This window comes from Streptomyces jeddahensis (assembly GCF_001642995.1).
Lineage (GTDB): Bacteria > Actinomycetota > Actinomycetes > Streptomycetales > Streptomycetaceae > Streptomyces > Streptomyces jeddahensis.
In genome coordinates this window covers 1-10,794 of the sequence record NZ_LOHS01000025.1, presented here as the reverse complement: position 1 = coordinate 10,794, position 10,794 = coordinate 1, and the positions used below count along the sequence as shown (strand labels likewise).

10 protein-coding genes and 1 pseudogene are annotated in these 10,794 nt (G+C 69.1%); 4 read left to right on the top strand and 7 right to left on the bottom strand.

The annotated features are described in order from the left end of the window. The 5 genes and pseudogenes from STSP_RS39000 to STSP_RS02290 form a co-directional block, all read right to left on the bottom strand. Positions 1 to 315: pseudogene (locus STSP_RS39000) on the bottom strand (serine/threonine protein phosphatase); the annotation flags it as partial. Between the two features lie 448 nt (positions 316 to 763). Beyond that, complete coding sequence (gene fomD, locus STSP_RS02305) at positions 764 to 1,450, bottom strand: cytidylyl-2-hydroxypropylphosphonate hydrolase (RefSeq protein WP_232789497.1); 687 nt, start codon at positions 1,448 to 1,450, stop codon at positions 764 to 766. A 161-nt stretch (positions 1,451 to 1,611) separates the two neighbouring features. Next, positions 1,612 to 3,018, bottom strand: coding sequence for a class II fumarate hydratase (locus tag STSP_RS02300; RefSeq protein ID WP_067271271.1), 1,407 nt, complete (start codon positions 3,016 to 3,018; stop codon positions 1,612 to 1,614). A 686-nt stretch (positions 3,019 to 3,704) separates the two neighbouring features. Continuing rightward, positions 3,705 to 4,064 (bottom strand): hypothetical protein, encoded by a 360-nt coding sequence (locus STSP_RS02295; RefSeq protein WP_067271268.1) that lies wholly within the window; start codon positions 4,062 to 4,064, stop codon positions 3,705 to 3,707. Next, complete coding sequence (locus tag STSP_RS02290; RefSeq protein WP_067271267.1) at positions 4,061 to 4,540, bottom strand: hypothetical protein; 480 nt, start codon at positions 4,538 to 4,540, stop codon at positions 4,061 to 4,063. Before STSP_RS02290 ends, STSP_RS02295 begins: the two co-directional genes overlap by 4 nt. A gap of 117 nt (positions 4,541 to 4,657) precedes the next feature. On the opposite strand from STSP_RS02290, the gene STSP_RS02285 reads away from it, so the two are divergent. Continuing rightward, a complete protein-coding gene (locus STSP_RS02285; RefSeq protein ID WP_067271264.1) occupies positions 4,658 to 5,305 on the top strand; it encodes an HAD family hydrolase in 648 nt (215 codons plus the stop codon). A gap of 251 nt (positions 5,306 to 5,556) precedes the next feature. On the opposite strand, the gene STSP_RS02280 is transcribed toward STSP_RS02285, so the two are convergent. Further along, positions 5,557 to 7,218 carry a fumarate hydratase gene (locus STSP_RS02280; RefSeq protein WP_067271262.1) on the bottom strand — a complete coding sequence of 554 codons (1,662 nt, stop codon included), beginning with the start codon at positions 7,216 to 7,218 and terminating at the stop codon, positions 5,557 to 5,559. A gap of 248 nt (positions 7,219 to 7,466) precedes the next feature. Here STSP_RS02280 and STSP_RS02275 point away from each other — a divergent pair, with 248 nt between their 5' ends. After that, positions 7,467 to 8,252: a DUF1707 SHOCT-like domain-containing protein gene (locus tag STSP_RS02275; RefSeq protein ID WP_078066830.1), complete on the top strand. Its 786-nt coding sequence runs from the start codon at positions 7,467 to 7,469 to the stop codon at positions 8,250 to 8,252. A gap of 185 nt (positions 8,253 to 8,437) precedes the next feature. Further along, on the top strand, positions 8,438 to 8,815 hold the full coding sequence (locus STSP_RS02270) for a WhiB family transcriptional regulator (RefSeq protein ID WP_067271260.1): 378 nt from the start codon (positions 8,438 to 8,440) through the stop codon (positions 8,813 to 8,815). 141 nt (positions 8,816 to 8,956) lie between these two features. On the opposite strand, the gene glpX is transcribed toward STSP_RS02270, so the two are convergent. Then, positions 8,957 to 9,988: a class II fructose-bisphosphatase gene (glpX, locus tag STSP_RS02265; protein ID WP_067271258.1), complete on the bottom strand. Its 1,032-nt coding sequence runs from the start codon at positions 9,986 to 9,988 to the stop codon at positions 8,957 to 8,959. Positions 9,989 to 10,191: 203 nt separating this feature from the next. On the opposite strand from glpX, the gene STSP_RS02260 reads away from it, so the two are divergent. Further along, the gene (locus STSP_RS02260) at positions 10,192 to 10,716 is read left to right on the top strand and encodes a DUF4245 domain-containing protein (protein WP_078066829.1); all 525 of its coding nucleotides are present in this window, start codon (positions 10,192 to 10,194) and stop codon (positions 10,714 to 10,716) included. The last annotated feature ends 78 nt before the right edge of the window (positions 10,717 to 10,794 follow it).

Genomic DNA, 10,794 nt, shown 5'->3' with positions numbered 1-10,794 from the left:
CCCCGCGGGCCCGGCGGCTTCGGCGGCCGCGGCCGCGGCGGGCGCGCCGGAGGGGTCCGCGGTACCCGAAGGGCCCCGGGAGCAGGCGGAGTTCGCCGCGCCCGGGTCGCCGAAGCCGCCGGGCGTCGCGGTGGTGGCGCCCGCGGCCGAGGGGTCGCCGGGCCGACCCTGCGCCGGTAAGGCGACCGTGCCCGCGGCGTCAGGGACGTCCGGGCTCTCCGGGGTACGCAGCAGCGCCCCGCGTGGGTCCGCGGGGGCGGGAGGCCGGGCAGCGGTGGGCTGCCCGCGCTCGTGGGAGGTGGGGTGCTCCGTCACGCGTGTCGAATCCGTCCGTCCGGGGCTGCGCGCCGTGCGCGCCTTGGGTCTCAGGAGCGCTGGCTGGTGGGGAACAACTGCTGTTCGGGACCGGGGCCTCTGCTGCTCGCGGGTGTCCCCCACGAGCGGCGGAGGAGCCGAGTGGCCGATACCCCGAATACGTGTGCCGGGAACGGATTCTCCCCGTCCTGCGCGCGGGACGTCGGACAGGCGCCGTACCGGCCCCTGCCGTGGGCCCGGTACGCCGCGGCCCTACCGACCGTACCGTCCGCCCGGTACGGCGTCGTGCCGTACCGGCCGTAAGCCTCGCTACCCTCGCTCACGTCCCGCTGCCCCTCGATGACGTCGTGTCAGGCCTTGCCTACATGCAAGGAGTTGATGCTGTGGTGCACCTGTGTACGTGCGGAGGACGATCCTACGTTTGCCCCACGGGGGCGCATCAAGGGTCTCATGACGACACTCGAGCGGGCGTGCGATCCCAGTCGTCCGGAAGGAGTGGTATCGACCATTCCGGGTTGGGCCGCCAGTGCTGCCAGCCGTCCGAGAACGGCGCGCCCCACGAGCGGATCACGTCGACGGCATCGCGCCCGGCCCGGCGTACGGAGTCGGCCTGAGCGTCGTCCATCAGCCCTGCCTGCTGCGCCTGCGCGAACTCGTCCTCGTCGCGCCACTGCCAGGTGCGGTCCGGATACACGCAGATGTCCAGGAAGTGGTCCTCGGAGTCGATCCCGCCGGCCCAGCGCACCCGCGGCTCCTCGAGGTTCACGTACCAGTTCTTGAACCGCCAGCCCGGCTCCCAGAACAGCCATACGGACCAGGGCTCGCCGGGCCGCGCCAGCTTCAGCACGCCCGTGCCGAACCAGCGGTCGCGCCGTACCGTGCGCGGCTTCGTGTACCGCGTGTCCAGCGGCTCCACGTGCACCGGCGTGCCGTCCGCGAGCACCGGCTTCACACACTCCGTGCCGGGCGCCATCCATACGGCGAGCAGCTCGGCGGTGTCCTGAACGACCGTCACGGGACGGCAGATGTGGAAGCGGTCGCCGGCGTTCTCCCGGTAGCGCCACAGGATGTGGTCGCCGGGAGCCCAGTACGCGGGACCGCTTCCGTCCATGAGTCTGCTCGCCCTGTCTGTCATGCGCAGATATTAGGTGTCCAGGGCATACGACGCTGCGGTGCGTGTCACGGATGCAGGAGTGGCAACACGGATGCGTCAAGGCGAAACACGAATGAGCCACGGCGCAACAGGACCGCAACGTGCGGGCGGCCTGCGCGGCTGGCCTCGGTGCGATGCCGTTCCTACGGGTGGGTCATCCGAAGGACGTCCAGCGCCTCGTCCAGCTGCTCGAGCGTCAGGTCGCCCCGCTCCACGTACCCGGCTTCCAGCACGACCTGCCGGATCGTCTTCCGCTCGGCCAGCGCCCGCTTCGCCACCTTCGCCGCCTCCTCGTACCCGATGTACTTGTTCAGCGGGGTCACGACGGACGGCGACGACTCGGCGTACTCACGGGCCCGCTCGCGGTTGGCGGTGATGCCGTCCACGGTCCGGTCGGCCAGCAGCCGCGAGGCGTTCGCGAGGAGCCGGACGGACTCCAGCACGTTCTTGGCGATCACCGGGAGCATGACGTTGAGCTCGAAGTTCCCGGCGGCGCCGGCGGTGGCGACGGTGGTGTCATTGCCGGTGACCTGCGCCGCCACCATCAGGACGGCCTCGGGGATCACCGGGTTGACCTTGCCCGGCATGATCGACGAACCGGGCTGGAGGTCGGGCAGGGCGATCTCGGCGAGGCCGGTCCGCGGGCCGCTCGACATCCACCGCAGATCGTTGGCGATCTTCGTCAGCCCGACCGCGATCGTACGGAGCTGCCCGCTGGTCTCGACGATGCCGTCGCGTGCGCCCTGCGCCTCGAAGTGGTTGCGCGCCTCGGTGAGCGGCAGCCCGGTCGCATCGGCCACCTCGGCGATGACGGCCGCCGAGAAGCCGGGCGGCGTGTTGATACCCGTACCCACCGCCGTGCCGCCGAGCGGCAGTTCCGCGAGCCGGGGCAGCGAGGCCCGCAGCCGTTCCACGCCGTACCGCACCTGCGCCGCGTACCCGCCGAACTCCTGGCCCAGCGTCACGGGCGTGGCGTCCATCAGATGCGTACGCCCGGACTTCACGACGTCCGCGAACTCGGCCGACTTCCGCTCGAGCGAAGCCGCCAGATGTTCGAGAGCCGGGATGAGGTCGCGGGTGACGGCGCTGGTCGCCGCGATGTGGATGGAGGAGGGGAAGACGTCGTTGGACGACTGGGAGGCGTTCACGTGATCGTTCGGGTGGACGTCCCGCCCGAGCCGCTCCGTGGCGAGGGTGGCCAGCACCTCGTTCATGTTCATGTTCGACGACGTACCGGACCCCGTCTGGAACACGTCCACGGGGAAGTGCTCGTCCCACCGCCCCTCGGCGACCTCCTGCGCGGCGTCCGCGATGGCCTGGGCGATGTCCTTGTCGAGCACCCCGAGTTCGGCGTTGACCTTGGCGGCGGCCGCCTTGATGCGGGCAAGGGCCTCGATATGGGCGCGTTCGAGCCGCTGCCCCGAGATCGGGAAGTTCTCCACGGCCCGCTGGGTCTGGGCCCGCCACTTGGCATGCGCCGGAACCCGCACCTCACCCATGGAGTCGTGCTCGATGCGGTACTGCTGGCCGCCGTCTTCGGTCGTCGTCATCGTCGTACCTCCAGGGAGAAGAGCGCGGGGGCCGGTCGGTGGTATTCCCCTCCCGGGATCTTCTTCCTCGGGGGGCCACCTTGAGGGCCTCCTTTCTCAGGATCGTTTCTCAGAATCAGGCGTACGGCTGGGGCTGTCGCGCCGCATGGCGGGTGGGGACGGGATGCTTGCGCGGGGCGGGCCTGGCAGGGTGTCTGCCATGCGGGAGTCGCCCTTGTCGTCCTTGCCCGGTGGTGCTGTCAACCAGGTCATTCGCGTCGGCGAGACGGTGCGCAGACCACAGCCGCCGCGTTCCGACTTCGTCCACCAGCTGCTGGAGCTGCTGACCGCGCCGTCAGGGCTGCCATAAGCGACCCAGCGCATCGTCAGTGGGTCCTCGGACATGAGCCGCTCGGCAAGCGCAGAGGGTGGAACCGAGCTTCCGGAAAGCTCCCTGTGGCCGTCGCTGAACACCGCACACCAGGCGGCCAGTTCGGAAGAAGCCGCCTGGTGTGGCAGAAAGGGTTCCACCCTCACCGTGGTCATCACAGCACTGTGGCACGGTGCAGCCTCATTCCGGAGGGGTTCGAGCACGCACGCAGGGCGGACAGTTGTGATTCCCTCGCAGCACCCACAGAGCGGGCATGAGACGGGCGGGAAGCCCGGACGCACCATGCCGGTGACCAGGCAAGATCCACTGGACAGGCCTAGCGGCGGTCAGTGTCCTTGGGATGGCTGGGGGAGGCATGCACCACCCAGACCGTGCGTTTGCTGCCGTCCACGAGGTACCGGACGCGCCCGCCGCTGGTGACCTCGTACTCCCACTGGTCGAGGTCTCGGCCGTTGTGGCGATGTGTGGCGAGGTCGCCGCGCAACCGGTGCTGGCGATCCGGGTTGTCCGGGATATCGGGGCTGATACGCAGGATGTCGAGACACCGCCGGGTATTGGCAAGAGCGAGGCGGCAGAGCTCCTCCCAGCCCTTGACCGCCTCGCTCGTGCCGAAGCGCACGTCCCATTGATCTTCCGGGGGAGGCACGGTCACCCGGTCCCCGCGCTTGGGGCTCATTCGATGACCTCAGCGACCTCGACTGGCCCGTAATCTCCCTCGGTGGCCTCCCTCGCCTCGCGGTACTGCGCGGGATCGGCCTTGATACGGGCGGTGGCGCGCCAGCCGGCGATGACCTCGGTCGCGTTGCGGTCGAGGTCCAGTTCGGCGGCGTCCGACAGGGCTTCCACCAACTCGACGGTGAACGCGCGGACTTCGTCCGCCAGCAGATGTCTTGCCCATGGGAAGACCTCGGGTATGGCGGCGAGCAATGCGCGGGCGCTCGCGTCGTTCCGCATCAGGGCCAGCAGGACGTGCGAGGCCGTGGACAGGGTCTGGTCGCGCTGCTCCTCGCGTTCCGCGACGGTCAGGTAGAAGTCCCGCGCGTCCCGGTGGGTGACACGGAGCCGACCCAACCGGGCCGCGCGCTCGGCGACGGCCTTCGGGTTGCGGGACAGGTCCGAGAAGGTCACAGCTTCGGGCTGGCTCAGGGTCATGGAGCCAGCTTACTCAGAACGTATTCTGAAGTCGAGCGCAAGACGGGGCACGTGTCTGATCAGGGACTTTCGTGGTCCTGACTCCCGCCGAGGTGATCAAGGGATTAGGTTGCGGGGATGCCGCTGGCCCTCTTCGACCTGGATGACACGCTCATAGATCATCACGCTGCCTTTCGCGCGTGGGCGGAGGAGTTCTCGGCCGAGTATGACCTCGGCAGCGAGGGCTTCGACTGGTTGATGGCTGTCAAAGCGCGCTACTCAGGGACCAAGGACCGTCTGTTCTCCATGGTCCGCGACGAGTTCGAGCTGGCTGAGCCGGCCGACCTCCTCTGGGAGGGTTACCGTCGGCGGATCCCGGAGCTTGCCACGTGCCGCTCCGAGGACCTGGAGGCTTTGCAGCAACTGAGACGCGCTGGTTGGCGGATCGGCATCGTCACCAACGGCATGGCGGACAATCAGTCGGCCAAGATCCATCGGACAGGTCTGGCCGGGCTGGCGGACGCATGGTGTATCTCGGACGAGGTCGGCATACGCAAGCCGGATCCCAGGATCTTCCGCCTGGCGGCGCAACGATGCGGGATGCCTGCGGACGACACGGGGTGGATGGTGGGGGACAGCCTCACGCTCGACGTCGCCGGCGGGCGGGCCGCCGGGCTGAGGACCGTGTGGATCAACCCGTCGCAGCTCACCGTACCGTCGGATCAGCCCGGACCGGACTTCGCCGTGGCTTCTGTCGCCGATGCCGTCCAGCGTCTCCTTGCCTGACGGCGCGCGTGTGTGCGTGGGGCGGTCGGCTCGGGCCCGGTGGCGGCCTCGGGCCGGCTCACCGAATTCGCGGACGGCCTCGCGGACTTGCTCACGGAGCGCTCGTAGATCCTGATCTTGCGGGTGCCGGCTGGTCCGGGCCGGTACAGGGTGGTGCGGAAGGGGTGCGGCAACCGTTGAAGGCGCCGGGTGCAACGACATGAGCCCCCGGCGAGAGTGCCGGGGGCTCCATCGAGTCGAGTGCTCAGGGGTCAGTTCCCCCGGCGCACCGGAATCGACGTGAACGTCGGCGCAGGCGCCGGGTCCTGGAAGAAGTCGTTCCCCTTGTCGTCGACGACGATGAACGCCGGGAAGTCCTCGACCTCGATCTTCCAGACCGCCTCCATGCCGAGCTCCTCGTACTCGACGACCTCGACCTTCTTGATGCAGTCCTGGGCGAGGCGGGCCGCCGGGCCGCCGATCGAGCCGAGGTAGAAGCCGCCGTGGGCGTTGCACGCGTCCGTGACCTGCTTGCTGCGGTTGCCCTTGGCCAGCATCACCTTGGAGCCGCCCGCGGCCTGGAACTGCTCGACGTACGAGTCCATGCGGCCGGCCGTCGTCGGGCCGAAGGAGCCGGACGCGTAGCCCTCGGGGGTCTTCGCCGGGCCCGCGTAGTAGACCGGGTGGTCCTTCAGGTACTGCGGCATCTCCTCGCCCGCGTCAAGACGTTCCTTGATCTTGGCGTGTGCGATGTCGCGCGCCACGACCAGCGGGCCGGAGAGGGACAGGCGCGTCTTGACCGGGTACTTGGTCAGCTCGGCGAGGATGTCGTCCATCGGCTGGTTCAGGTCGATGCGCACGACGTCACCGTCGGACTCGAGGTGCTCGTCCGTCGTGTCCGGCAGGAAGCGGGCCGGGTCCGTCTCCAGCTGCTCCAGGAACACGCCCTCGGCGGTGATCTTCGCGACCGCCTGGCGGTCGGCCGAGCAGGACACCGCGATCGCGACCGGGCACGACGCGCCGTGCCGCGGCAGGCGCACGACACGCACGTCGTGGCAGAAGTACTTGCCGCCGAACTGCGCGCCGATGCCGATCTTCTGCGTCAGCTCGAAGACCTTCTGCTCAAGGTCCTTGTCGCGGAAGCCGTGGCCCAGCTCCGAGCCCTCCGCCGGAATCTCGTCCAGGTAGTGCGCGGAGGCGTACTTCGCCGTCTTCAGGGCGTACTCGGCGCTCGTACCGCCGACGACGATCGCCAGGTGGTACGGCGGGCAGGCGGCCGTGCCGAGCGAACGGATCTTCTCCTCGAGGAACTTCATCATCGAGGCCTCGTTGAGGACGGCCTTCGTCTCCTGGTACAGGAACGACTTGTTGGCGCTGCCGCCGCCCTTGGCCATGAAGAGGAACTTGTACGCGCCGCCGTCCGTCGCGTACAGCTCGATCTGCGCCGGGAGGTTCGAGCCCGTGTTCTTCTCCTCCCACATGGTGAGGGGAGCCATCTGCGAGTAACGCAGGTTGAGGTTCAGATACGCGTCGTAGATGCCGCGGCTGAGGGCCTCCTCGTCACCGCCCTCCGTGAGGACGTTCTGGCCGCGCTTGCCCATGACGATCGCGGTGCCGGTGTCCTGGCACATGGGGAGGACGCCCGCGGCCGCGATGTTCGCGTTCTTCAGGAGGTCCAGGGCGACGAACTTGTCGTTGCTCGACGCCTCGGGGTCGTCGATGATGCGGCGGAGCTGCGCGAGGTGCGCCGGGCGCAGGTAGTGCTGGATGTCGTGGATGGCCTCCTCGGCGAGCTTGCGCAGCGCCTCCGGCTCGACCTTGAGGAACGTCCGCCCGTCGGCCTCGAAGGTGGAGACACCCTCCGAGGTCACCAGCCGGTACGGCGTGGTGTCCTCTCCCGTCGGCAGCAGATCGGTATATGCGAACTCCGGCATTTCGCCCATTCCTCACTCGACAGACGTGGCGGCGGCCCTCATCGGCAGCGCTCACAGCGTCCACCAGCGTAGAACTTGGCGAGTCCGCTGAGGTTGTGAGGTAAGGCTCAGTTCGTCTGTGCGGAACGGGTCGTCGTCCGTGCGGAACCGGTCGCGCTCGGTGCCGCTCCGGCCGGATTGTGGGTTAGTCGCGATCTATCGCGTTTGGGTACGCTGCTGTCGTGGACCTCGAGAAGCGAGAATCAGCGATGGCTCAAGGCGACGGCCCGGCTCCGGTGGCAGACCTGGATACGGAAGGTCCAGCTACGGCACGCCTGGACGCGGAAGGTCCAGCCGCGGCAGGCCGGGCTGCGGCAGGCCCGGTCGCGGCCCCCGAGCCCGTGGCGCTCCGCGCCTCGGACGCGGACCGGGACCGGACCGCGGACATCCTGCGCGAGGCCCTCGCCGAGGGCAGGCTGACGGCCGAGGAGCACGCCGAGCGGATCGACGGGGTCTATCGCGCGAAGACCGTCGCCGAACTGGAGCCGCTGATCCGGGACCTGCCGGCCGGCCGCGAAGCCGCAGCCGCCGCCTCCGCCTCCGCGGACCACGTCACGGCGCCGTCGCGGCCGACCGCGGGCGCGGTGCCGTCGGTCGCCGACGAGAACCTCGTCGCGGTGTTCAGCAGCTCCGTCCGCAAGGGCCGCTGGCGCGTAGGCCGCAGGACCCATGCGTACGCGATCTTCGGCAGCGTCGAGATCGACCTCAGCGAGGCGATCTTCGAGTACCAGCAGGTCGTGATCAAGGCGATCTCGGTCTTCGGCAACGTGGAGATCCGCGTCCCGGAGAACATCTCGCTGCGCGGCAACGGCGGCGGTGTGCTGGGCAACTTCGAGGTGGACACGCTCGACTCGGCCGAGCGCGACGCGCCCGTGGTCTTCGTCGACGGCATCGCCGTTCTCGGCAACATCGAGGCGCGGCCCAAGCGGGGCAGGCTCGTCCGCGACCTGCACGACCGTATCGATCGCCACCTGCGCAAGCATCTGGGGCGCTGAGCCGGTTCGTGGTTCGGGGTTCGCGGTCCGCGGTCCGCGGTTCCCGGGGCATTCGGGAGTGGTGAGAGAACGCGGCTTTTGTGCGGCGAACTTCCGTGCATCGGAACTCAGTGCATAGGCGCGCGCACAGCGGGTAGACCATGCTGCATCGCCGCCGCTCGCGAAGCCGTCGTCAGGAGTAGACCGTGCTGCAACCGCCGCATCAGTCCCTGCAGGTAGCTGCCGTTCCGCCCCGGCGGGTCCCAGTGCGAGACCGCGATCAGGACAATCCGTGGCACACGGAGGCCGTGTGCCGTCGTGACGAGGCGGGACTGTTCTTCGCCCCGTCCAAGGAGCCCACCGCCGCCCGGCTCTCCCGCGAAGAGGCCGCCAAGCGCGTCTGCGCCCGCTGTCCGGTCATGGTCGAGTGCCGCGAACACGCCCTGCTGCAGCCCGAGCCGTACGGAGTGTGGGGCGGCCTCACCGCTGCCGAGCGCCGGGTGGTCCTGGCGCGCCGCCGGCGGCGCGAGCTGGAGCTGAAGAAGGCGGCCCGAACCGCGGACCCGATGGCCGCGGCCGGATAGCCCGCACCGCACGGCAGTCCGCACGGATGGTCCGCACGGCGAGACCGCGAGACAGGGCCGTACCCGAGAGCCGTACGCGATGTGGGGCGCCCTCCCGCACAGAGGGCGCCCCACATCGCGTGGTCGGGAAATGGCCGACGGTTACTTCGCGCGGTCGAAGTCGACGGCGCTGTAGGCGCGCAGCTTCGAGAGGCGGTGCACCGAGTCGATCTGCCGGATCGTGCCCGACTTGGACCGCATGACCAGCGACGACGTCGACGCCGTCTCGGCGCGGTACCGCACACCGCGCAGCAGCTCACCGTCGGTGATGCCGGTCGCGACGAAGAACACGTTCTCGCCGGAGACCAGGTCGTTGGTGGACAGGACGCGGTCGAGGTCATGGCCGGCGTCGATGGCGCGCTGCCGCTCCTCGTCGTCCTTGGGCCACAGCTTGCCCTGGATGGTGCCGCCCAGGCACTTGATCGCGCACGCCGAGATGATGCCCTCCGGCGTACCGCCGATGCCCATCAGCAGGTCGACGCCGCTGTCCTCGCGCACGGCGAGTACGGAGCCCGCGACATCGCCGTCGGAGATCAGCTTGATACGGGCGCCGGTCTCCCGGATCTCCTTGACGATCCCCTCATGGCGCGGCCGGTCGAGGATGACGACGGTCACGTCCCCGGTGGAGCACCCCTTCGCCTTGGCGACCCGGCGGATGTTCACGGAAACGGGGGCGTTGATGTCGACGAAGTCGGCGGCCTCGGGGCCGGTGACCAGCTTGTCCATGTAGAAGACGGCCGACGGGTCGAACATCGTGCCGCGGTCGGCGGCGGCCAGCACCGCGATCGCGTTCGGCATGCCCTTGGAGCACAGGGTGGTGCCGTCGATCGGGTCGACCGCGATGTCGCACTCCGCCCCGGTGCCGTCGCCGATGTGCTCTCCGTTGAAGAGCATGGGCGCCTCGTCCTTCTCGCCCTCGCCGATGACGACGACGCCGTTCATCGAGACGGTGGAGACGAGGGTGCGCATGGCCCGTACCGCGGCGCCGTCGGCGCCGTTCTTGTCCCCGCGCCCGACCCAGCGGCCCGCGGCCATCGCTGCGGCCTCGGTGACCCGGACGAGTTCCATGGCGAGGTTGCGGTCGGGGGCCTCGGGTGAGACCTCGAGTTCGGAAGGCAGATGATTCTCGGTCATCGAGACGCACCTTTCTGATACGACGACGGCCGGATGATGAGGGTGGTGATGTGTCCCGACTCTATCGGCAGGCTGACAAAATGAGCAGGGCGCCCCACGTATGAGCGGATGGGGTGGGGGTCGGGCATAGCGCTCGTCACACTTCAACCCTTTCCGTGCAGGGGGGTGCCGGGCGGGCGACGGGGACCTGCGACGATGGGGGCGTGGCAGGCATGAAAGGCAAGCAGACCGTTCGGGACATGGTGCTGTCGTTGGGCGTGATCGTCCTCGTCGCGTTCTTCATATATCTCTTCATCCCGCACGACGACTCCCAAACACCCCTGAAGCGTGTCGACTACCGCGTCGAACTGCTGACGGCGCGCCGCGCGGCGCCGTATCCGGTGGCGGCGCCGCAGGGCCTGCCCAAGGAGTGGAAGCCGACGTCAGTGCGGTACCAGGGCGCCGAGCACAACGCATGGCACCTGGGCTTCCATACGGCCGACGGCCAGTACGTCGCCATCGAGCAGTCCACCGACAAGCCGTCCGACTTCATCGAGCAGAAGAGCCAGGGCGCCGAGAAGACGAAGGTCACCCAGCAGATCGGCGACCAGACGTGGCAGCGCTACGAGGGCCCGAAGTACGACGCGCTCGTCTTCGAGGGCGACGGCTACACGACGGTGGTGACGGGCACGGGCTCATTCGGCCAGCTGACGAAGATGGCGAGCGCGCTGAAGACGGAGGCGCCGTGACCGTTGTGGGCAATCGTTCCGCAGGGCGATGGGGGGGCCTCCCATGCCCTTAAGGCAATGGGGGAGGGTGGGCACAGC

Bases quoted from the DNA above. Each gene is read 5' to 3' on its own strand.
- fomD (WP_232789497.1), bottom strand. From the start codon at position 1,450: ATGACAGACAGGGCGAGCAGACTCATGGACGGAAGCGGTCCCGCGTAC.
- STSP_RS02300 (WP_067271271.1), bottom strand. From the start codon at position 3,018: ATGACGACGACCGAAGACGGCGGCCAGCAGTACCGCATCGAGCACGAC.
- STSP_RS02295 (WP_067271268.1), bottom strand. From the start codon at position 4,064: ATGAGCCCCAAGCGCGGGGACCGGGTGACCGTGCCTCCCCCGGAAGAT.
- STSP_RS02290 (WP_067271267.1), bottom strand. From the start codon at position 4,540: ATGACCCTGAGCCAGCCCGAAGCTGTGACCTTCTCGGACCTGTCCCGC.
- STSP_RS02285 (WP_067271264.1), top strand. From the start codon at position 4,658: ATGCCGCTGGCCCTCTTCGACCTGGATGACACGCTCATAGATCATCAC.
- STSP_RS02280 (WP_067271262.1), bottom strand. From the start codon at position 7,218: ATGCCGGAGTTCGCATATACCGATCTGCTGCCGACGGGAGAGGACACC.
- STSP_RS02275 (WP_078066830.1), top strand. From the start codon at position 7,467: ATGGCTCAAGGCGACGGCCCGGCTCCGGTGGCAGACCTGGATACGGAA.
- glpX (WP_067271258.1), bottom strand. From the start codon at position 9,988: ATGACCGAGAATCATCTGCCTTCCGAACTCGAGGTCTCACCCGAGGCC.